Below are 21,053 nucleotides of genomic sequence, written 5' to 3'. Positions count from 1 at the left end.
CACGACATCCTCAACGGTCCACTCTCTCACCCGTGCCGGACGGGTCCGTGCTTTCCGCTGGGGTGTCAGCTGTCGGGTCACTCGGCTGCTCCGGGGCTTCCACCCCGGGCCGGATGCCCGACTCCCCCTCTGGACGGTCATCGGATCCCTCGGGGTTCCGTACGTCGTCATCGGTCTCTCCCGGCTCGTCCGGGCTGTCCGGACCGGCCTCCTCCGCCTCGTCGGCCTCCCGGGCCGCGGCACGCTTGCGGTGCGTGTACATCCGGAAGCCGGCGAGGACCAGGAGAAGGAAGCCGCCACCGATGACCAGCATGACGGTGGCCGTGAACTCGGTGACCTTCACGTCGAAGGTGACCGGCTCGCCGTACTTCTGGCCGTCCTCGGTGTACAGCTGGGCGACCACCGCGGCCTGGCCGTTGGCCTTGGCGGTGGTGGTGAACTTCACTGTCTGGCTGTGCCCGCCGGAGACCGTGACGGGCTGCTCGTCGAAGGATTCGCCGCCGATCTCCAGGCGCGGGCTCGTCGAGGTGAGCCGCAGCCTGAGGTGCCCGACGCCCTGCACCAGATTGTTCTGCACCGTCACGGGGATCGTGGCGCTGCGGCCGGAGAGCTTGGTGTCCGACTTGTCGATCAGTCTGACCTGGCCGGTCAGGCGGTCGAGATAGATCTTCACGCCGGTGCGGTAGGCGGCGGCCTCGGTGGCGAGGCCACGCCACGAGGTGGACATCGCCCGGTTCATGGCCCGCCCGAAGGGGGTCACCACACGGGACTGGTCGGTGAGGATCACCTTGAAACTGTCGAGTTCGGCCTGCGTGCTCGCGATCTCCTCGAAGGCCGCTCGTGGCAGCTCGCGCTTGCGCAGTGAGGAGGGGTACGCCGACGTCGACGGCACCCTCGTGGTGGCACCAGGGTCCGGCTTGGCGGAAGCGGCCGCCGAGAGTTCCTGGGACTCCGACCAGGTCCCGTCCTGGAGCGCGGTGATCGCCTCGGCCATCGCCTGCGCCTGGCGTGCGGTGGGCATGCGCTGTGGTGCGACGACGATGCTGCGCTGCTTGTCCGTCTGCCCGTTCAGGGCGAGGCTCTGCGCCAGGAAGGTCTGCACGGCGAGGGTGCCGGACGAGGCCTTGATCAGGTCTCCCTGGAACGCGGTCGACAGGCGGGCGTCCGCCACGACCGCCGTGGTGCCTCCGCCGATGGGACGCGCCGCGGACGGGGTGTACGGCAGGCCGCCGGTCTCCTGGAGGCTGTCGTTGCGCGCGATCACCTTGTCGGCGCCGGCGGAGGTGGCCACCTTGACGATCGAGGGGTCCACGGCACCGTCCACGGGCCAGGCGAAGTCGGTGACCGGCACGGTGTGAAGGATCGGCTCGACCGTGTTGGTGACGACGTCGGTGGCTTCCTTGAGGTGACTCAGGGAACCGGTGACCCGCGTGCCGTTGTGCGCGAGGGACGCCAGATCGGGGTCGGCGAAGGGGAGGGCGACCACCTCCTTGTTCTTCACCGCCGCCTGGAGGTCGGCGAGCCACTGCTTGGCGACCGCCTGATGGGTGCCCGCGGTGGTGGTGCCGTCGTCGGCCCGGACCTGGTAGTTGTGCGTCATCGCGTCGACGGACGCGAGCAGGTTCGGGTCGATCACCCAGGTGACGTCGAGGTCCTTGCCCAGGGACAGCAGCTGGTCCAGCCGGCCGCCGGGAGAGATCTCCGAGGCGAGGTCGTCGTTGAGGAAGACCGGGGTCTGCTGTTCGTTCGACCTGGTCTGCGCCGTCATATGGACGGTGGACACCAGCGGCCACAGGTACGTCGTCCTGGTCCTGGTGTCGGCCTCCGCCGGCTGCCACGGCAGGAACGTCCGCTGAATGCCGAGCAACTGGTCCCACGGCTGGGCGGACGTCTGTCCGGACAGGGATACGGCGAGCGGGTAGACCCCGTCGTCGCCGAGGTCCAGCTTGTCGACCGGGACGCGGAGGGAGAAGGGCTGCGCGACGCCGGGTGTGAGTTTGGTGAACTTCTCGACGTAGCTGCCGCCGACCTCAGTGCCGGTGCCTGTCCGCAGGTCGGTGCTGTCCCTGGAGATGTCGTCGATGGCGGAGCGGGTGGTCAGTACGGAACCGAGCCGCAGTCCGACATGGGCACCCGTGACCGCCTGCTTGCCGGTGTTGGTCACGGTCCCGGACACCGTGAGGGTGTCCCCGTCCCTCGGGGTGGACGGGCTGAGCGTGTCGAGGGCGACGGCCACCGTCCCCGCACCGGCGACGGCCTTCGGGGAGGTGGGTGCCGCGGCGAGTGCGGTGGAGGCGGCGGGCAGCTGGAGGAGACCGGCCAGCAGAGGCGCCCCGGCCAGAAGTGCTCCGGTGCGCCGCAGCCACCGGCGGGCAGGTGAGGGACTCGTCCCCGGGAAGTCTGCCGCCTCGGCCACGCGCTCGTCCGTCCCTCGTCGTCGTCAGTGGTCGTCGGAATGTGCGTCCACGCATGGTAACGATGCCCGCTGAGGGGAAGTGCCGCGGACTCTGCCACAAGATCGGGAAACCATGCCGGGCCGCCCTGTATGAGCGCGAATGAACAGCTGATGCCGTACGTCTCAAAGGTAGATCTTGTGTGGTTTAGAGGACATGTGCCGGGGGCCGCCGATGTGCGCGTTCAATGGAGGCGCCCGCGGTGGCCCGGGCCACGTACCCTCTTCTGTTGTGCCGAACGCCAACGAAGACAACGCCCGCGCCCTCAGCCAGGTGCAGCACCGTGCGGTGACCGAGCTGCTGAGGGTCGCCCCGGTCGCCGACGACCTCGCCCGCCGCTTCCAGGAGGCCGGCTTCTCGCTCGCCCTGGTCGGTGGCTCGGTCCGCGACGCGCTGCTCGGCCGGCTCGGCAACGACCTCGACTTCACGACGGACGCCCGTCCCGAGGACGTGCTGAAGATCGTGCGGCCGTGGGCGGACGCGGTGTGGGAGGTCGGGATCGCCTTCGGCACGGTCGGACTGCAGAAGGACGCCAGGGTCGAAGGCGTCGACAGGTCCTTCCAGATCGAGGTGACCACCTACCGGTCGGAGGCGTACGACCGCACCTCGCGCAAGCCCGAGGTGGCGTACGGCGACTCCATCGAGGAGGACCTCGTCCGCCGTGACTTCACCGTGAACGCGATGGCCGTCGCCCTCCCCGAGAAGGAGTTCATCGACCCGCACGGAGGGCTCGCCGATCTGAAGGCCCGCGTGCTGCGGACGCCGGGCACGCCCGAGGCGTCCTTCTCCGACGACCCCCTGCGGATGATGCGGGCCGCGCGGTTCGCCGCCCAGCTCGACTTCGAGGTGGCTCCCGAGGTCGTCGGGGCGATGAAGGACATGGCCGGACGGATCGAGATCGTCTCGGCCGAGCGGGTGCGGGACGAACTGAACAAGCTGATCGTCTCCGCGCACCCGCGCAAGGGACTGACGCTTCTGGTCGAAACAGGGCTCGCTGACCGTGTGCTGCCCGAGCTGCCCGCCCTGCGGCTGGAGAGCGACGAGCACCACCGGCACAAGGACGTCTACGAGCACACGCTGATCGTCCTGGAGCAGGCGATGGCCCTGGAGGAGGACGGCCCCGACCTGATCCTTCGTCTGGCGGCCCTGCTGCACGACATCGGCAAGCCCCGCACGCGCCGGTTCGAGGACGACGGCCGGGTCTCGTTCCACCACCACGAGGTGGTCGGCGCCAAGATGACCAAGAGGCGCATGACGGCTCTGAAGTACTCCAACGACCTGGTGAAGGACGTCTCCCGGCTCGTCGAACTCCACCTGCGCTTCCACGGGTACGGGACCGGAGAGTGGACGGACTCGGCGGTTCGCCGCTACGTCCGTGACGCGGGACCGCTGCTCGACCGTCTCCACAAGCTGACCCGCTCCGACTGCACAACCCGGAACAAGCGCAAGGCGGCCACGCTGTCCCGTGCGTACGACGGCCTGGAGGACCGGATCGCCGAGCTCCAGGAGCGGGAGGAGCTGGACGCGATCCGTCCCGACCTGGACGGCAACCAGATCATGGAGATCCTCGGCGTCGGGCCCGGCCCGGCCGTCGGGCAGGCGTACAAGTACCTGCTGGAGCTGCGGCTGGAGAACGGGCCGATGGAACACGCCGACGCGGTGACCGCCCTCAAGGAGTGGTGGGAGCAGAAGGCTCAGGTCTGAGGAGGCGGCCCGATCAGGGTCGGTGTCCTTTTCGCAACGGGGACAGCAGAGCGGGGCATGTTTCACGTGAAACATGCCCCGCTCTGCGTTGCTGCCGTTCGTAGCTCCCGACGTTGTTTCACGTGAAACAGCACGCCCGGAAGGACGGACGCGGTCAGATCAGACGTCCGCCAGGCACAGCAGGAACTCGTCCCCGTCGCCCGTCTCGGCATAGAAGCTGGTGGCACCGGTGACCTTGCGGCACTCGGTCTCCGCGGTGATCTGCGAATAGTGGCCCTTGATCTTCTGGAGGACCTTGGCCTCCGCGTCGGAGGAGTCGCAGCCGACTACCTCCATGCGGTCCGAGGACGACGACGCGGACTTCAGGCAGTCGCCCACGTTGGCGTGATCGGCGTCATCACGGCTGGCGATCCAGCCGCCGATGACCGCCGTGAGAACCGCGACAACGATGACCACGTTCTTGATGGTCTTGAACTTGGGGCGACGGCTCGGAGCCTGCGGCGGGACCGGCGCGTAGGGAGCCGTGGCCTGCTGAGGGAACCCCGGCTGACCGGTCTGCTGCGGGTAGCCACCCTGCGGCGGGTACGGGGCCTGGGGCTGGCCGACGGGAGGCTGGCCCTGAGCGAACGGGTTCTGGCCCTGAGGTGGCGGCGGAGTGGTCACGTGGAAGTCCCCCTGGAGCATCGGTATGTGACGCGCACATGGCGTAAGTAAGACGCACGTAAGTTACCGGGACCCTGTGACAACTCTGTGGTCAGGAGCGGCTCTGTGGCATTGATGTGACACTTACTGGCGGCCAAAGCGGGCCATACCCAGCGCAACTGCCGCGTAGATAACGGCGATCGTGACCACCAGGGCCACGGATCGGCCGTCGGGCGGCAGCATGAGCGCGGCGACCGAGGCCGCGCCGACGAAGGCGATGTTGAACAGCACGTCGTACACCGAGAAGATTCGGCCACGGAAACCGTCGGCGACCGAGGACTGCACCAGGGTGTCGGTCGCGATCTTCGCTCCCTGGGTGGTCACCCCCAGCACGAACGCCGCGGCCAGCATGGGCACGGTGGCGAACGGCAGCCCGAGGGCCGGCTCCAGCACCGCGGCGGCGCCTGCGCAGGCGACGATCCAGCGGACGGCCCCCAGTCGTCCCGCGGCCCAGGGCGTCACCACGGCTGCCACGAAGAACCCGGCGCCGGAGACGCCCAGCGCCAGCCCCAGCAGACGCAGCCCCTCCTCCGCGTCCGAGGAGAGGGCGTACCGACAGAGCATCAGCACCATGACCGTCAGGGCGCCGTAGCAGAACCGCATCAGGGTCATCGCGGCCAGCGCCCAGGCGGCTCCGCGACGCGGAGGTGCGGCCAGATGCCTGAGGGCCGCCACCAGGTCACGGGCGGCGCCGGTGAGCGCCGTGCCCAGCCGCGGTGGCAGCGACTCCGGGTCTGGGCCCAGCAGTTCCGGGGCCATGCGCAGCGAGGCGAGCGCCGCGCACAGGTACAGGGCTGCGCCCAGCAGGACCACGGCGGCGTCCGAGTCGGCGAAGAGCAGCCGCACGACGAAGGCGAGGCCGCCACCCGCCGTCGCGGCGAGCGTTCCGGCGGTGGGGGAAAGGGAGTTGGCGATCACCAGACGGTCGCCGTCGACCACGCGGGGCAACGCGGCGGACAGCCCGGAGAGGACGAACCGGTTGACGGCGGTGACGCACAACGCGGAGACGTAGAAGAGCCAGTCCGGGACGTGACTGATCACCAGGAGGGCGGTCACGGAGGCCATCAGGGCGCGCAGCAGGTTGCCGTACAGGAAGACCTGGCGGCGGCGCCAGCGGTCCAGCAGGACGCCGGCGAAGGGGCCCACGAGGGAGTACGGAAGCAGCAGGACCGCCATCGCGGAGGCGATCGCGGCAGCCGAGGTCTGCTTCTCCGGGGAGAAGACGACGTGGGCGGCGAGGGCGATCTGGTAGACGCCGTCGGCGCCCTGGGAGAACAGACGGACGACGAGCAGGCGCCGGAAGTTCCCGAAACGGAGCAGGACGCGCAGGTCGCGGACGACGGACATGGGGCACAGCCTCACACACGGCAAGGGCCCCCGGGCGTGTCACCCAGGGGGCCCTCAGCGGTCGTACAGGGAGCGGCTTCTAGCGCTCGACCTCGCCCTTGATGAACTTCTCGACGTTCGCGTAGGCCTCGTCGTCGAAGTACTGCACCGGCGGGGACTTCATGAAGTAGCTCGACGCGGAGAGGATCGGGCCGCCGATACCGCGGTCCTTGGCGATCTTCGCGGCGCGCAGGGCGTCGATGATGACGCCCGCGGAGTTCGGGGAGTCCCAGACCTCGAGCTTGTACTCCAGGTTCAGCGGGACGTCGCCGAAGGCACGGCCCTCGAGGCGGACGTAGGCCCACTTGCGGTCGTCCAGCCAGGCCACGTAGTCCGACGGACCGATGTGGACGTTCTTCTCGCCCATGTCGCGGTCGGGGATCTGCGAGGTGACGGCCTGCGTCTTCGAGATCTTCTTGGACTCGAGGCGGTCGCGCTCCAGCATGTTCTTGAAGTCCATGTTGCCGCCCACGTTGAGCTGCATGGTGCGCTCGAGACGGACACCGCGGTCCTCGAACAGCTTCGCCATCACACGGTGCGTGATGGTGGCTCCGACCTGGGACTTGATGTCGTCACCGACGATCGGGACGCCGGCCTCGGTGAACTTGTCCGCCCACTCCTTGGTGCCGGCGATGAAGACCGGGAGGGCGTTGACGAAGGCGACCTTGGCGTCGATGGCGCACTGGGCGTAGAACTTCGCCGCGTCCTCGGAACCGACGGGCAGGTAGCAGATGAGGACGTCGACCTGCTTGTCCTTGAGGATCTGGACGATGTCGACCGGCTCCTCGGCGGACTCCTCGATGGTCATGCGGTAGTACTTACCGAGACCGTCGAGGGTGTGGCCGCGCTGCACCGTGACGCCCTTGTTCGGGACGTCGCAGATCTTGATGGTGTTGTTCTCGCTGGCACCGATGGCGTCCGAGAGGTCGAGACCGACCTTCTTCGCGTCGACGTCGAAGGCGGCGACGAACTCGACGTCACCGACGTGGTAGTCGCCGAACTGGACGTGCATCAGGCCGGGTACCTTGGTCGCCGGGTCGGCGTCCTTGTAGTACTCGACTCCCTGCACCAGCGAGGCGGCGCAGTTGCCCACGCCGACGATGGCTACGCGAACCGAACCCATTCCGGTTGCTCCCTGTGTGTGCGAGTGAGGCCCTGGCAGGGGTCTCACGTGGTGGTGTCGCCGGGCGTATCCGGGCCGGGGGTGTCCCCGGTCCGGGGCAGGACGCCCGGCGCTCCCTCTGTGGTGTCGCGAGCGGGGCCTCCGTGGGCGGGACCCTTCAGGTCCCGGCCCGCCCGCTCACTTTCGATGAGCTCGTTCAGCCAGCGCACTTCGCGCTCCACGGACTCCATCCCATGGCGCTGGAGCTCAAGCGTGTAGTCATCGAGGCGCTCCCGGGTGCGCACCAGGGAGGCGCGCATCTTCTCGAGGCGCTCCTCCAGTCGGCTGCGGCGGCCCTCCAGTACGCGCATGCGTACGTCGCGTGACGTCTGCCCGAAGAAGGCGAAGCGCGCGGCGAAGTGTTCGTCCTCGTACGCGTCGGGCCCCGTCTGCGAGAGCAGCTCCTCGAAGTGTTCCTTACCTTCCGCCGTCAACCGGTAGACGATCTTGGCGCGACGCCCTGCGAGTGGTGCGGCCAGGGCATCCTCGGAGGCGTTCGACGTCTCCTCGATCAACCAGCCGTTGGCAAGCAGCGTCTTGAGGCAGGGGTACAGCGTCCCGTAGCTGAAAGCACGGAACACGCCCAGTGATGTGTTGAGGCGTTTGCGCAGCTCATAGCCGTGCATCGGGGACTCGCGGAGCAGGCCGAGGACGGCGAACTCAAGGATTCCGGCTCGCCGGCTCATCGTCGCCTCCTCTCTGTCGCGGACTCCGTGACGGTCTTTATGCCGCGCTGATGTATCGACTCGATACATCAGCACGATAGATCGAGCTTCCGATCACGGCAAGGGAGACGGGAGTGAACGGGATCACATCCCTGATTCATGACGAGCAAGTTGCCTGATTTGGGGTGAACTTCTGCGCTAAGCAGGTTTTGACGGTGCGTAGTCTGTGCGCCATGCACACCACCGGGAACCGAGTGACGCATGGGGACGTCCTCGTCCCCGGTGCAGTACGGATGAATGCGGGACCGACCACATCCGTACTTCGGGGGGACCGGAAACCAGTCGCCTTTTCCAGGCGCGCAACGGTGCGCCTGCCCGAGGAGTAGTCGTTCGATGAGCGAGCACCGTCGCAAACCGCCGCCGCCGCAGGGAGGCGGACGTGCCGCGAACCGACGCGGCCAGTCCAGCTCGTCCTCCGGCCGCCGTGCGGCACCGCGAGGCGCCACCGGGTCACTTTCCGACTCCTACGGGACGAGTTCCCAGGAGTCGGACTCCTATGGGCCGGGAGGTGAGGAACGCCTGTCCGGCGGCCGGGCCGAGGCCCGGCGCGCGGCACAGAGAAGCAGCGGCAGCCGTCGCCGGGCGGACGAGCCCGCCGGCCGGCGTGGCGCGCCGGACGGTCCGAACGGTCCCGGCGGCCGGGGCAGAGGGCGCTCGGCGGGTCCGCCCAAGAAGCGCTTCGTCGACTACCCGCGGGCCGGGAAGTACGGCGTGGGCCGCTGGATCCCGTCGTGGAAGCTGGTGACGGCCCTGTTCCTCGGCTTCGTGGGTGGTCTGGTCGCGGTCGCCGGTGTCGGGTACGCACTGGTGAGCGTTCCCATCGTGGCCAAGACGGCGACGGCGCAGAACAACGTCTTCTACTGGTCCGACGGCACCGAGATGGTCTCCACGGGTGGTGAGACCAACCGCCAGATCATCAACTACGCGTCCATTCCCCCCGCGATGCGGTACGCCGTCATCTCGCAGGAGAACAAGACCTTCGAGACCGACAGCGGCATCGACCCCAAGGGCATCGCCCGCGCCGTGTTCAACATGGCCCGGGGTGGTCAGACGCAGGGTGGCTCCACCATCACCCAGCAGTACGTCAAGAACGCGATGCTCGACGATCAGTCGCAGACGCTCTCGCGCAAGTTCAAGGAGATCTTCGTCTCCGTGAAGGTGGGCACCACGGTCTCGAAGGACGAGATCATGGCCGGCTATCTGAACTCCGCGTACTACGGGCGCAGCGCCTTCGGGCTCCAGGCGGCCGCCCGCGCGTACTTCGACAAGGAAGCCGTCGACCTCGACGAGGGCCAGTGCGCCTTCCTGGCGGCCATGCTCAAGGGCGCCACGTACTACGACCCGGCGGGCATGCCTTCCGTCGACTCGGTCGGCGCCACTCCCCAGGCGAACCAGAAGCGGGCCTTGGCCCAGATGCAGGACACGCTCGACAAGATGGTGGAGTACGGCCACCTGTCCGAGGCGAAGCGGGCACAGTTCACGAAGCTCCCATCGTGGAAGAACCCTCGCTCGAACACCCGGCTGAGCGGTCAGATCGGCTATCTCGTCGACCTGGCCAAGGGCTACCTGGTCAACAACACAAAGTTGACCGAGACCGACCTGCAGCGGGGCGGCTACTCGATCTACACGACCTTCGACAAGAAGAAGGTCAACGCACTGGAAGCCGCGGTCAAGAAGGTCCGCAAGGCCAACATCGATCCCAAGAAGCGCCCGGACACCGACACACACGTCCAGTTCGGCGGGGCGTCCGTGGATCCGGAGACAGGTGCCATCAAGGCGATCTACGGCGGTGAGGACGCGACCAAGCACTTCACCGACAACGCCGACGTCACCGGTGCCCAGGTCGGTTCGACCTTCAAGCCGTTCGTGCTCGCGGCGGCGATGAAGTGGGGCGTGCGCAACCCCGAAGGTCCCGCGTCACAGGCGCAGGACGAGCGCACCGTCGTCTCTCCGAAGAGCCTGTACAGCGGCCAGAACAAGCTGAAGATCGAGGACTACCAGAAGAACGTCTGGAAGAACGAGAAGGGCGAGGAGTGGCTGCAGACGAATGACGGCAACGCGTCCTACGGCAGCCCGCCGAAGTTCCAGATCGACCTCCGCGAGGCGATGAGGGAGTCGGTGAACTCGGCCTTCGTGCAGCTGGGCATGGACGTCGGTCTGGACAAGGTGAAGGACTCCGCCATCGACGCGGGTCTCAAGCCGGACAGCCTCACCGGCACGAGCTTCCCGTCCTTCTCCATCGGCATCTCCGATCCGAGCGCGATCCGGATGGCCGGCGCGTACGCCACCTTCGCGGCCAGCGGCCAGCAGCGGGAACCGTTCTCCGTCAAGAAGGTCACCGGTGCGGACGGCACCGTCTTCGTTCACAAGACCGTGAGCGAGGACGCGTTCGAGCCCGCGGTAGCCGACAACGTCACCGACGTCCTCAAGACCGTGGTCGAGAAGGGCACCGGCACCAACGCCCAGCTGGCCGGCCGTGAGGTTGCCGGCAAGACCGGTACCACCGACGGCAACAAGTCGGCCTGGTTCGTCGGCTACACCCCGCAGCTGTCCACCTCGATCAACATGTTCCGGTACGACGACGACGAGACCAAGAAGAACCGCACCTTCCTGAAGATGTACGGGACGGGTGGCCAGGAGAAGATCCACGGTGCGTCGTTCCCGGCCGAGATCTGGCACGACTACATGGAGCAGGCCATGAAGGGCCTGTCCGTGAAGGACTTCCCGACTCCCGAACCCATCGGTCAGATCGTCAACGACGTCCCGTCCCCGACGCCCACGCCCACGCCCAGCGAGACACAGGAGCCGTCCCCCACGCCGACGCCGACGCCGAGCGTGACGGTGACCTCTCCGACTCCGACCGTGAGCGAGACCTGCCAGTTCGAGTTCCAGTGCCCCGGTGAGACCGGTGGGGCGGACGCGGGTGGCACTGACGGAGGCGTTTCCTCCTCGCCCTCGGCTTCGGAGTCGACCGGGAACGGCAACACCAGAGGCAATGGCAACGGGGGCATCTTCGGAGGCTCGACCGGTTAGTCGCGTATAGCCCGTCACGGGTGTTTCACGTGAAACAAGGGCCGCCGTACCCACCAGGTGCGGCGGCCCTCGGCGTATTCCTAGACACGTACGGCAGGATGAGCGGCATGCCCAGTGCTGAATCGACGCGAGCGAGCGTCCACGCCACGGACCCGGTGCTGCCGACCAAGGAGGACGCGGTCGCTGCGAACGGCAGCGAGCTGATCGGCGGCCCCATCGGACGGCGTGCCCTGCTCGGGACGTCCTGGTGGACTCCCGTACGGATCGTCGCGCTCGTGGCGATCGGCGTCTTCGCCCTCGGGCTGGTCCAGAAGGCGCCGTGCTACGACGGCGCCTGGTTCTTCGGCGCCAGCTCGCAGTACACGCACGCGTGCTACTCGGACATCCCGCACCTCTATCAGGGGCGCGGCTTCGCCGACGGGCTCGTGCCGTACTTCGACAAGCTGCCCGGTGACATGCAGTACCTCGAATACCCGGTACTGACCGGCGTGTTCATGGAGGTGGCCTCCTGGCTCACACCTGGCAGCGGCACCATTCAGCACCAGGAGCAGTGGTACTGGATGGTCAACGCCGGAATGCTGATGGTGTGCGCGGCCGTCATCGCCGTCTGTGTCACCCGCACGCACGCCCGGCGGCCCTGGGACGGGCTGCTGGTCGCCGTGGCGCCCGCCTTCGCCCTGACCGCGACCATCAACTGGGACCTGCTGGCGGTCGCGCTGACGGCCGCCGCGATGCTGATGTGGTCACGGAGCCGGCCTCTCGCCTTCGGCGTGCTGCTGGGGCTCGCCACGGCCGCCAAGCTCTATCCCGTCTTCCTGCTCGGCCCGCTGTTCCTGTTGTGCTGGCGTGCGGGCAAATGGCGGGACTTCGGCAAGGCGCTGGGGGGTTCGGTCGTCGCCTGGCTGGTCGTGAACCTGCCGGTGATGCTCTTCGCCTTCGACGGCTGGTCGAAGTTCTACACCTTCAGCCAGGAACGCGGTGTCGACTTCGGGTCCTTCTGGCTGATCATGGCCCAGAAGTCGTCGAATCCGCTCAGCACCGAGACGGTGAACCTCTTCGCCATGCTGCTGGTGCTGCTGTGCTGCGTGGGCATCGCGGTGCTCGCCCTCACCGCGCCGCGCCGGCCGCGCTTCGCCCAACTGGCGTTCCTGATCGTCGCGGCCTTCATCGTCACCAACAAGGTCTACTCACCGCAGTACGTCCTGTGGCTGATCCCGCTCGCCGCCCTGGCCCGGCCGAAGTGGCGCGACTTCCTGATCTGGCAGGCGTGCGAGGTGGCGTACTTCCTCGGAATCTGGATGTACCTCGCCTACACGACCAGCGGAGAGGCCCACAAGGGCCTGCCCACCGACGGCTATCACTGGGCCATCGGCCTGCACCTGCTGGGGACGTTGTACCTGTGTGCCGTGGTCGTGCGGGACATCCTCATGCCGGAGCGGGACGTGGTGCGCCGAGCCGGTGATGACGACCCCTCTGGCGGGGTGCTCGACGGGGCCGAGGACGTGTTCGCCTTCGGCTCCGCCGCCCATCCGCCGCGGCACGCCGCACACCTCGCGACGCCTCAGGTGGAGTGGGGCAGCCGGGACCCGGCCGACGGGCCGGCCTGAGAGAGCCGGGCAGCACCCGGTCGAGCCCGCCCCCGACCGCTGTTCGCTGTGAGCGAACAGCGGTCGGGGGCCGTACCCAAAAGGCCGTACACGGACATTCCGTGTACGGCCTTCCGCTGTCCGGGAGCTGTCAGCGGTCGACGATCCGGTCGAACTGCGTGGTGGTGTGCCGCAGATGGGCCACCAGTTCCTCGCCCACCTTCGGCTCCGGCGCGTCCGAGGGCACGAAGAGGATCGACACCTGCATGTGCGGCGGCTCGGCGAACCAGCGCTGCTTGCCGCCCCAGACGAACGGGGAGAGGTTCCGGTTCACCGTGGCCAGGCCGGCGCGCGCGACGCCCTTGGCCCGCGGCATGACGCCGTGCAGGGCCTTGGGAGCCTCCAGGCCCACCCCGTGCGACGTACCGCCCGCCACGACCACCAGCCAGCCGTCGGAGGCCGCCTTCTGCTGCCGGTAGCCGAAACGGTCACCCTTGTCGACGCGCGTGACGTCCAGGACGGCCCCGCGGTACTCGGTGGCGTCGTGGTCGCCCAGCCACAGCCGCGTGCCGATCCGCGCGCGGAAAAGGGTCTGCGGGAACTGCTGCTGGAGCCGGGCGAGTTCCTCGGCCTTGAGGTGGCTGACGAACATCGTGTGCAGCGGCAGCCGGGCCGCGCGCAGCCGGTCCATCCAGCCGATGACCTCCTCGACGGCGTCCGAGCCGTCGGTGCGGTCCAGCGGCAGGTGGATCGCGAAACCCTCCAGGCGGACGTTCTCGGTGGCGGCGTGCAGCTGCGGCAGCTCCTGCTCGGTGATGCCGTGCCGCTTCATCGAGGACATCACCTCGATGACCACGCGGGCGCCGACCAGGCCGTAGACGCCGTCGATCGACGACACCGAGCGGATGACCCGGTCGGGCAGCGGCACGGGCTCCTCGCCACGGCGGTAGGGCGTCAGCACCAGCAGGTCGCCGCCGAACCAGTCCTTGATGCGCGCGGCTTCGTAGGTCGTGCCGACGGCGAGGACGTCCGAGCCCATCCGGGTGGCCTCCTCCGCCAGCCGCTCGTGTCCGAAGCCGTAGCCGTTGCCCTTGCAGACCGGCACGAGCGCGGGGAATTGCTCCTGCACGTGCTTGTGATGCGCCCGCCAGCGCGCGGTGTCGACGTAGAGGGTGAGCGCCATGGCCGGACCTAGGACCTTTCTCGTGGCTGGGGTGTGTCAGAGGTGGAACCGGACAGCTGGACGTCAGCGACGCGACATATACATGTCCAGCGCCTTGTGGAGCAGCTTGTTCAGCGGGAAGTCCCACTCGCCGAGGTACTCGGCGGCCTGGCCGCCCGTGCCCACCTTGAACTGGATCAGGCCGAAGAGGTGGTCGGTCTCGTCCAGCGAGTCGGAGATGCCCCGCAGGTCGTAGACGGTCGCGCCGAGGGCGTAGGCGTCCCGCAGCATCCGCCACTGCATCGCGTTCGAGGGCCGGACCTCACGGCCGATGTTGTCGGAGGCGCCGTAGGAGTACCAGACGTGCCCGCCGACGATCAGCATCGTCGCCGCGGACAGGTTCACCCCGTTGTGCCGGGCGAAGTACAGCCGCATGCGGTTGGGGTCCTCGTTGTTGAGGGCCGTCCACATGCGCTGGAAGTACGACAGGGGGCGCGGCCGGAAGTGGTCGCGCACGGCCGTGATCTCGTACAGCCGCTGCCATTCCTCGAGGTCCTGGTAGCCGCCCTGGACGACCTCGACCCCGGACTTCTCCGCCTTCTTGATGTTGCGGCGCCACAGCTGGTTGAAGTTCGAGTGGACCTCTTCCAGGGACCGGTTGGCCAGCGGCACCTGGTAGACGTAACGCGGCTGTACGTCGCCGAAGCCGGCGCCGCCGTCCTCCCCCTGCTGCCAGCCCATACGGCGCAGCTTGTCCGCCACCTCGAAGGCACGCGGCTCGATGAAGTCGGCCTCGATGTCGCGCAGCCGCTTCACGTCCGGGTTCTGGATGCCCTGCTTGATCGAGGGGGCCTCCCAGCGCCGGATGATCACCGGCGGTCCCATCTTCACCGAGAACGCGCCCTGCTGCTTGAGGTGCGCGAGCATCGGTTCCAGCCACTCGGTGAGATTCGGCGCGAACCAGTTGATGACCGGGCCTTCGGGAAGGTAGGCCAGGTAACGCTTGATCTTGGGCAGTTGGCGGTACAGGACCAGACCCGCGCCGACCATCTCGCCGGTGCGGCCGTCGAACCAGCCGAGGCTCTCCGAGCGCCACTCCGCCTTCACGTCTGCCCAGGCCGGGACCTGCATGTGGCTCGCCGACGGCAGGCTCTGGATGTATGCCAGATGCTGCTCGCGACTGATGGTCCTCAGGGTCAGGCTCATTCGGGGCGCTCCTCGGGCTGGTGTGTCCCCATGGGTACAGGGGCTCCGGCTCTCGCGGCGAAGCCTACTGCGCCCGGGGAGCGCTCCGACTGGGCGTACGGCACCTTCGCCCCGGCCTGTCGGTCGCCGAGCCGTTCAGCGGTGCTCTGTGCGGTGTTCGGGGGACGGTGTCCTTGGCGTCAGCCGATGACCCCGCCGAAGAGCCCCCCGTGCGCCATGCCCAGGAAGAAACCGACCGCGCTGGCGCCCAGACCCAGGATGAGTCCGAAGCGTTCGCGGGTCGTCTCCGAGATCCACTGGCCGTACGCGCCGGTCAGGATCCCCACCAGGCCGGCCCATGAGCTGACCAGGTGCAGGCTGTCGAAGATCGCCGTGATGGCGGCCGTCAGTCCGAGCACCAGGGTCACCGCGAGCAGCGTGTCCTGGAGCGGATGGGGCCGGCCGTCCGTGGCGAAAAGGCCTCCGGCGGTGTTGGGTCGCATTGCCTGTGCCATAGGGCACCTCCTGCGGAAGACGGCGCATCGTAGCGCCATACACACCCGATGTGTACAGACTGACGGCCTTGGGGGCCGGATTTCAACCGGAAGCACGTGTGCGGGTAGTGTGTACCGTCTGCACCGGTGTCTGCCCACGTCGGCAGGGAGTCCCGCGAGGAACCCCCGATTGTCAGTGGCGGCCGATACCGTTGCGAACGCATCACAACCCTCCTGCCACGGAACGACCGTGGCCGCTGAGTCCAAAGGAGGTGGGTTCCACATGCGTCATTACGAGGTGATGGTCATCCTCGACCCCGATCTCGAGGAGCGCGCTGTCTCCCCGCTGATCGAGAACTTCCTCTCCGTCGTCCGTGAGGGCAACGGAAAGGTCGAGAAGGTCGACACCTGGGGCCGTCGTCGTCTCTCGTACGAGATCAAGAAGAAGCCCGAGGGCATCTACTCGGTCATCGACCTGCAGGCCGAGCCTGCGGTCGTCAAGGAGCTCGACCGCCAGATGAACCTGAACGAGTCGGTCCTCCGGACCAAGGTCCTCCGCCCCGAGACCCACTGAGCCTCCCGCTCAGCGATCTCGGGATTCGAGTAGCAGCAGCACAAGCAGCCAGCAGCAAACCCGCCGAGAGGTTCCCCCATGGCAGGCGAGACCGTCATCACGGTCGTCGGCAATCTTGTCGACGACCCCGAGCTGCGCTTCACCCCCTCCGGTGCGGCGGTCGCGAAGTTCCGTGTCGCGTCCACTCCCCGCACCTTCGACCGCCAGACGAACGAGTGGAAGGACGGCGAAAGCCTCTTTCTGACCTGCTCGGTCTGGCGTCAGGCGGCGGAGAACGTCGCGGAGTCGCTTCAGCGAGGCATGCGCGTCATCGTGCAGGGCCGGCTGAAGCAGCGGTCCTACGAGGACCGTGAGGGTGTCAAGCGCACGGTCTACGAGCTTGACGTCGAGGAAGTCGGTGCCAGCCTGCGCAGCGCCACGGCCAAGGTCACCAAGACCGCCGGTCGCGGCGGTCAGGGTGGTTACGGCGGCGGCGGTGGCGGCGCCCAGGGTGGCGGCAGTTGGGGCGGTGGCTCCGGCGGCGGCCAGCAGGGCGGCGGCGGTGCTCCCGCCGACGACCCGTGGGCGACCGGCGGTGCTCCCGCCGGTGGCAACCAGGGCGGCGGTGGCGGCGGCTGGGGTGGAAACTCCGGCAGCGGCAGCGGCAGCGGCAGCGGCAGCGGCGGCGGCTACTCGGACGAGCCCCCCTTCTAGGGACGGGTTCGTACCCACACTTCTTGATCACACAGGAGAAACACCATGGCGAAGCCGCCTGTGCGCAAGCCTAAGAAGAAGGTCTGCGCATTCTGCAAGGACAAGGTCACGTACGTGGACTACAAGGACACGAACATGCTGCGGAAGTTCATTTCCGACCGCGGCAAGATCCGTGCCCGCCGCGTGACCGGCAACTGCACGCAGCACCAGCGTGACGTCGCCACGGCTGTCAAGAACAGCCGTGAGATGGCGCTGCTGCCCTACACCTCCACCGCGCGATAAGGGAAGGGTGACCTACCAATGAAGATCATCCTCACCCACGAGGTCTCCGGCCTCGGTGCCGCGGGCGACGTCGTCGACGTCAAGGACGGTTACGCTCGCAACTACCTGATCCCGCGGAAGTTCGCTATCCGCTGGACCAAGGGTGGCGAGAAGGACGTCGAGCAGATTCGTCGCGCTCGCAAGATCCACGAGATCCAGACCATCGAGCAGGCCAACTCCGTGAAGGCCCAGCTCGAGGGCGTCAAGGTCCGTCTGGCTGTCCGCTCCGGCGACGCCGGTCGTCTCTTCGGTTCCGTCACCCCGGCCGACATCGCTTCCGCGATCAAGGCTTCCGGTGGCCCCGAGGTCGACAAGCGTCGTATCGAGCTGACCTCGCCGATCAAGACCCTGGGCGCGCACGAGACGTCGGTGCGTCTGCACCCCGAGGTCGCCGCCAAGGTGAACCTCGAGGTCGTCGCGGCCTGATCGCCGCACTCGGCTGAACAGCTGACAGTGGGGCCACACCTGATGGGTGTGGCCCCACTTCGTGCCTAACGGGGTGGGCGGCGAGTCTGTTTCACGTGAAACACCGGACTCGCCTGAAGCGCCGGTTTCACGTGAAACGGTCAGCGGGTCGCGCCGGTGACGATCCAGCGCCCCGAACGGGCACGCAGCCAGAGGGTCAGCATCCGCACGGTCATCATCAACGTCATCGCACCCCAGAGCGCGGTCAGTCCACCGCCGAACACCGGCACGAGCAGAGCAACCGGAGTGAAGACGACCAGGGTGAGCACCATCGCCCAGGCGAGGTACGGCCCGTCGCCCGCTCCCATCAGGACGCCGTCCAGCACGAAGACGACTCCGCAGATCGGCTGGGAGAGCGCCACCATGAGCAGGGCGGGCAGTGCGACGTCCTTGACCAGCGAATCGCCTGTGAACAGAGGCAGGAAGAGCGGCCTGCACGCCACCACGAGCAGCCCGAGCACCACACCTGCCGCGATGCCCCACTCCACCATCCGCCGGCAGGCGGCTCGAGCCCCGTGGGGATCGTCGGCACCGAGGTAACGCCCGATGATCGCCTGGCCGGCGATGGCGATGGCGTCCAGGGCGAAGGCGAGCAAACTCCAGAGGGACAGGACGATCTGGTGGGCCGCGATGTCGGCGTCTCCGAGACGGGCCGCGACGGCCGTGGCGATCATCAGGATGGCCCGCAGCGACAGCGTGCGGACCAGCAGCGGGACGCCGGCTTGGGCGGAGGCTCTGATCCCGGCGGCATCGGGACGGAGAGAGGCACCGTGTCTGCGGGCTCCCCGGACGACCACCGTCAGATATGCGGCGGCCATCCCGCACTGGGCGATGACGGTTCCCCAGGCGGAGCCGGCGATACCGAGGCCGGCGCCGTACACCAGACCGACGTTGAGGGCGGCGTTGGCGACGAAGCCGCCTACGGCGACGTAGAGCGGGGTCCTGGTGTCCTGCAGACCGCGCAGCACACCGGTCGCCGCGAGCACGACGAGCATGGCCGGGATACCCAGGGCGGAGATGCGTAGATAGGTGACCGCGAAGGGAGCCGCCGTGTCGGAGGCGCCGAAGAGATCCACGATGGCCGGAGCTGTGGGCAGGACGACGGCGATCACCGCGGCACCCAGCAGCAGTGCCAGCCAGATGCCGTCCATGCCCTGGCGGATGGCGGCCCCGAGGTCGCCGGCTCCGAGGCGGCGGGCGACGGCGGCCGTGGTCGCGTAGGCGAGGAAGACGAACACGCTGACAGCTGTCGTGAGGAGGGCCGAGGCGACGCCCAGTCCCGCGAGTTGAGCCGTGCCGAGGTGGCCGACGATCGCACTGTCCGCCATGACGAACAGGGGCTCGGCGACGAGCGCGCCGAAGGCCGGGACGGCCAGTGCCACGATCTCCCGGTCGTGCTGTCGCCGGGTGGCCTTGGAGGTCACGGGAGCCTGTGTCATGAGCACCAATGTAATCGTCCACAGGTAAGAGATGCAATCCCATAAGGACCCTTACTTGCCGTTGCGTGGCGCACGCTGTCGCGCACTGTTCGAGGAGAACTTGGCCCGAGTGGGAAAGTTTTTCTTCTGCACAGCCGGTGGACGGGAAAGGTGCAGGTCAGAGCTGGTTGCCTGAAGAGGAAGAGGGCTTGTTCACAGGCTCGTCCACCGGGTCGTGCACAGGTTTCGGGGAGTTCTCCACAGCATCCGGGCCGTCGTCCACATGGCCTGTGGATAACCAGATTGGCTGACGGTGCCCGCGGGCCTACCGTGGTGCGGCACCCGCTCTGTCCGTCCGCCTAGGAAAACATCACAAAACCGACGCGCCAGAACCGGAGTTGGGGCTCTCAGTTGTCAGTGGCGTGCCGTAGAACAGAGGGGCACGCCGAGGTCCGCTCGGCGGACGGGAGGAGGTGGCTCGGTGAGTATTTCCGAGCCCTTGGACGACCCGTGGGCCGACAGCGGTCCCAGTGATCGTCTGCCTGCCTCACGACGCCGTGGAGAGGGCGGCCGGGGTCGGGACGAGCAGCACGACCGCGGCCGGGAGAACGGCTCCTGGGACGGCGGCTCGTCCTCCTTCGAGCGTGTCCCACCGCAGGACCTGGACGCCGAACAGTCCGTGCTCGGCGGCATGCTGCTGTCCAAGGACGCCATCGCGGACGTCGTCGAGGTCCTGAAGGGCCATGACTTCTACAAACCCGCGCACGAGACCGTCTACCAGGCGATCCTCGACGTCTACGCGAAGGGCGAGCCCGCCGACCCCATCACGATCGCCGCGGAACTCACCAAGCGCGGGGAGATCAACAAGGTCGGCGGCGCCTCCTATCTGCACACCCTCGTCCAGACCGTGCCCACGGCGGCGAACGCCGAGTACTACGCGGAGATCGTCCACGAACGCGCGGTCCTGCGCCGCCTGGTCGAGGCCGGCACCCGCATCACGCAGATGGGATACGCGGCCGACGACGACGTCGACGAGATCGTCAACCGCGCCCAGGCCGAGATCTACGCGGTCACCGAGCAGCGCACGAGCGAGGACTACCTGCCGCTCGGCGACATCATGGAGGGCGCGCTAGACGAGATCGAGGCGATCGGCTCGCGCAGCGGGGAGATGACCGGTGTGCCAACGGGCTTCACCGACTTCGACTCGCTCACCAACGGGCTGCACCCGGGCCAGATGATCGTCATCGCCGCCCGACCGGCCATGGGAAAGTCGACGCTCGCACTGGACTTCGCACGGGCCGCGTCGATCAAGAACAACCTGCCCAGCGTCATCTTCTCCCTCGAGATGGGCCGCAACGAGATCGCGATGCGTCTGCTGTCCGCCGAGGCCAGAGTGGCGCTGCACCACATGAGGTCGGGCACGATGACCGACGAGGACTGGACGCGGCTGGCCCGCCGGATGCCGGACGTCTCCGCCGCGCCGCTCTTCATCGACGACTCGCCGAACCTTTCCATGATGGAGATCCGCGCCAAGTGCCGGCGTCTCAAGCAGCGCAACGACATCCGGCTGGTCGTGATCGACTATCTCCAGCTGATGCAGTCCGGTGGTTCCAAGCGCGCCGAGAACCGCCAGCAGGAGGTCTCGGACATGTCCCGGAACCTCAAGCTCCTGGCGAAGGAGCTGGAGGTCCCGGTGATCGCGCTGTCGCAGCTCAACCGTGGTCCCGAGCAGCGCACGGACAAGAAGCCGATGGTCTCCGACCTGCGTGAGTCAGGTTCGATCGAGCAGGACGCGGACATGGTCATCCTGCTGCACCGGGAGGATGCCTACGAGAAGGAGTCGCCCCGGGCCGGCGAGGCGGACCTGATCGTGGCCAAGCATCGAAACGGTCCGACGGCGACGATCACGGTCGCCTTCCAGGGCCACTACTCGCGGTTCGTGGACATGGCGCAGACCTGAGCCGGCGGCCCCAGGGCAAATGAGCTCGAC

At 67.9% G+C, this 21,053-nt stretch carries 17 protein-coding genes; 8 read left to right on the top strand and 9 right to left on the bottom strand.

The annotated features are described in order from the left end of the window. Nucleotides 1–10: 10 nt before the first annotated feature. Nucleotides 11–2,416, bottom strand: a complete 2,406-nt coding sequence (locus tag ABZT03_RS00940; protein WP_356031653.1) for a DUF6049 family protein — start codon at nt 2,414–2,416, stop codon at nt 11–13. 268 nt (nt 2,417–2,684) lie between these two features. Here ABZT03_RS00940 and ABZT03_RS00935 point away from each other — a divergent pair, with 268 nt between their 5' ends. Continuing rightward, complete coding sequence (locus ABZT03_RS00935) at nt 2,685–4,157, top strand: CCA tRNA nucleotidyltransferase (protein WP_356031651.1); 1,473 nt, start codon at nt 2,685–2,687, stop codon at nt 4,155–4,157. A 159-nt stretch (nt 4,158–4,316) separates the two neighbouring features. Here ABZT03_RS00935 and ABZT03_RS00930 read toward each other — a convergent pair whose 3' ends face one another. The 4 genes from ABZT03_RS00930 to ABZT03_RS00915 all read right to left on the bottom strand — a co-directional run bounded on the left by ABZT03_RS00930 (nt 4,317) and on the right by ABZT03_RS00915 (nt 8,093). Then, entirely contained in the window at nt 4,317–4,820 is a 504-nt protein-coding gene (locus tag ABZT03_RS00930) for a hypothetical protein (protein WP_356031649.1), read from the bottom strand. 123 nt (nt 4,821–4,943) lie between these two features. Continuing rightward, nucleotides 4,944–6,206, bottom strand: coding sequence for an MFS transporter (locus ABZT03_RS00925; RefSeq protein ID WP_356031647.1), 1,263 nt, complete (start codon nt 6,204–6,206; stop codon nt 4,944–4,946). A gap of 79 nt (nt 6,207–6,285) precedes the next feature. Further along, nucleotides 6,286–7,368 carry an inositol-3-phosphate synthase gene (locus ABZT03_RS00920; RefSeq protein ID WP_356031645.1) on the bottom strand — a complete coding sequence of 361 codons (1,083 nt, stop codon included), beginning with the start codon at nt 7,366–7,368 and terminating at the stop codon, nt 6,286–6,288. 44 nt (nt 7,369–7,412) lie between these two features. Then, the gene (locus ABZT03_RS00915) at nt 7,413–8,093 is read right to left on the bottom strand and encodes a PadR family transcriptional regulator (RefSeq protein ID WP_356031643.1); all 681 of its coding nucleotides are present in this window, start codon (nt 8,091–8,093) and stop codon (nt 7,413–7,415) included. Nucleotides 8,094–8,465: 372 nt separating this feature from the next. On the opposite strand from ABZT03_RS00915, the gene ABZT03_RS00910 reads away from it, so the two are divergent. Then, complete coding sequence (locus tag ABZT03_RS00910; RefSeq protein ID WP_356031641.1) at nt 8,466–11,165, top strand: transglycosylase domain-containing protein; 2,700 nt, start codon at nt 8,466–8,468, stop codon at nt 11,163–11,165. A 107-nt stretch (nt 11,166–11,272) separates the two neighbouring features. Continuing rightward, the gene (locus tag ABZT03_RS00905) at nt 11,273–12,772 is read left to right on the top strand and encodes a glycosyltransferase 87 family protein (protein WP_356031639.1); all 1,500 of its coding nucleotides are present in this window, start codon (nt 11,273–11,275) and stop codon (nt 12,770–12,772) included. Between the two features lie 130 nt (nt 12,773–12,902). On the opposite strand, the gene ABZT03_RS00900 is transcribed toward ABZT03_RS00905, so the two are convergent. From ABZT03_RS00900 to ABZT03_RS00890, 3 genes are all read right to left on the bottom strand, one after another. Continuing rightward, complete coding sequence (locus ABZT03_RS00900; protein ID WP_356031637.1) at nt 12,903–13,934, bottom strand: alanine racemase; 1,032 nt, start codon at nt 13,932–13,934, stop codon at nt 12,903–12,905. Between the two features lie 63 nt (nt 13,935–13,997). Further along, complete coding sequence (gene femX, locus ABZT03_RS00895; RefSeq protein WP_356031635.1) at nt 13,998–15,119, bottom strand: peptidoglycan bridge formation glycyltransferase FemX; 1,122 nt, start codon at nt 15,117–15,119, stop codon at nt 13,998–14,000. Nucleotides 15,120–15,298: 179 nt separating this feature from the next. Continuing rightward, the gene (locus ABZT03_RS00890) at nt 15,299–15,613 is read right to left on the bottom strand and encodes a hypothetical protein (protein WP_356031633.1); all 315 of its coding nucleotides are present in this window, start codon (nt 15,611–15,613) and stop codon (nt 15,299–15,301) included. 262 nt (nt 15,614–15,875) lie between these two features. On the opposite strand from ABZT03_RS00890, the gene rpsF reads away from it, so the two are divergent. The 4 genes from rpsF (at nt 15,876) to rplI (ending at nt 17,606) form a co-directional block, all read left to right on the top strand. Continuing rightward, nucleotides 15,876–16,166 carry a 30S ribosomal protein S6 gene (rpsF, locus tag ABZT03_RS00885; RefSeq protein ID WP_006604399.1) on the top strand — a complete coding sequence of 97 codons (291 nt, stop codon included), beginning with the start codon at nt 15,876–15,878 and terminating at the stop codon, nt 16,164–16,166. 78 nt (nt 16,167–16,244) lie between these two features. Next, nucleotides 16,245–16,859, top strand: coding sequence for a single-stranded DNA-binding protein (locus tag ABZT03_RS00880; RefSeq protein ID WP_356031631.1), 615 nt, complete (start codon nt 16,245–16,247; stop codon nt 16,857–16,859). 45 nt (nt 16,860–16,904) lie between these two features. Next, nucleotides 16,905–17,141, top strand: coding sequence for a 30S ribosomal protein S18 (gene rpsR / locus ABZT03_RS00875; protein WP_003949403.1), 237 nt, complete (start codon nt 16,905–16,907; stop codon nt 17,139–17,141). Between the two features lie 18 nt (nt 17,142–17,159). Next, nucleotides 17,160–17,606 (top strand): 50S ribosomal protein L9, encoded by a 447-nt coding sequence (gene rplI, locus ABZT03_RS00870; protein ID WP_356031629.1) that lies wholly within the window; start codon nt 17,160–17,162, stop codon nt 17,604–17,606. 140 nt (nt 17,607–17,746) lie between these two features. Here the strand turns inward: rplI and ABZT03_RS00865 are convergent, their stop codons facing one another. After that, nucleotides 17,747–19,084 carry an MATE family efflux transporter gene (locus ABZT03_RS00865; RefSeq protein ID WP_356031627.1) on the bottom strand — a complete coding sequence of 446 codons (1,338 nt, stop codon included), beginning with the start codon at nt 19,082–19,084 and terminating at the stop codon, nt 17,747–17,749. A 460-nt stretch (nt 19,085–19,544) separates the two neighbouring features. On the opposite strand from ABZT03_RS00865, the gene dnaB reads away from it, so the two are divergent. Next, a complete protein-coding gene (gene dnaB / locus ABZT03_RS00860) occupies nt 19,545–21,023 on the top strand; it encodes a replicative DNA helicase (RefSeq protein WP_356031625.1) in 1,479 nt (492 codons plus the stop codon). Nucleotides 21,024–21,053: the final 30 nt, after the last annotated feature.

It is taken from the genome of Streptomyces sp. NPDC005574, from assembly GCF_040605435.1.
In the GTDB taxonomy this organism is placed as follows: Bacteria; Actinomycetota; Actinomycetes; order Streptomycetales; family Streptomycetaceae; genus Streptomyces.
This window is presented reverse-complemented; position numbering and strand designations above follow the sequence as displayed.

Excerpts from the sequence above, each read along its gene's own strand:
- ABZT03_RS00910 (WP_356031641.1), top strand. The coding sequence starts at position 8,466 with ATGAGCGAGCACCGTCGCAAACCGCCGCCGCCGCAGGGAGGCGGACGT.
- ABZT03_RS00890 (WP_356031633.1), bottom strand. The coding sequence starts at position 15,613 with ATGGCACAGGCAATGCGACCCAACACCGCCGGAGGCCTTTTCGCCACG.
- ABZT03_RS00925 (WP_356031647.1), bottom strand. The coding sequence starts at position 6,206 with ATGTCCGTCGTCCGCGACCTGCGCGTCCTGCTCCGTTTCGGGAACTTC.
- rpsF (WP_006604399.1), top strand. The coding sequence starts at position 15,876 with ATGCGTCATTACGAGGTGATGGTCATCCTCGACCCCGATCTCGAGGAG.
- rplI (WP_356031629.1), top strand. The coding sequence starts at position 17,160 with ATGAAGATCATCCTCACCCACGAGGTCTCCGGCCTCGGTGCCGCGGGC.
- ABZT03_RS00900 (WP_356031637.1), bottom strand. The coding sequence starts at position 13,934 with ATGGCGCTCACCCTCTACGTCGACACCGCGCGCTGGCGGGCGCATCAC.
- ABZT03_RS00915 (WP_356031643.1), bottom strand. The coding sequence starts at position 8,093 with ATGAGCCGGCGAGCCGGAATCCTTGAGTTCGCCGTCCTCGGCCTGCTC.
- ABZT03_RS00880 (WP_356031631.1), top strand. The coding sequence starts at position 16,245 with ATGGCAGGCGAGACCGTCATCACGGTCGTCGGCAATCTTGTCGACGAC.
- femX (WP_356031635.1), bottom strand. The coding sequence starts at position 15,119 with ATGAGCCTGACCCTGAGGACCATCAGTCGCGAGCAGCATCTGGCATAC.
- ABZT03_RS00865 (WP_356031627.1), bottom strand. The coding sequence starts at position 19,084 with ATGACACAGGCTCCCGTGACCTCCAAGGCCACCCGGCGACAGCACGAC.
- rpsR (WP_003949403.1), top strand. The coding sequence starts at position 16,905 with ATGGCGAAGCCGCCTGTGCGCAAGCCTAAGAAGAAGGTCTGCGCATTC.
- ABZT03_RS00920 (WP_356031645.1), bottom strand. The coding sequence starts at position 7,368 with ATGGGTTCGGTTCGCGTAGCCATCGTCGGCGTGGGCAACTGCGCCGCC.
- ABZT03_RS00905 (WP_356031639.1), top strand. The coding sequence starts at position 11,273 with ATGCCCAGTGCTGAATCGACGCGAGCGAGCGTCCACGCCACGGACCCG.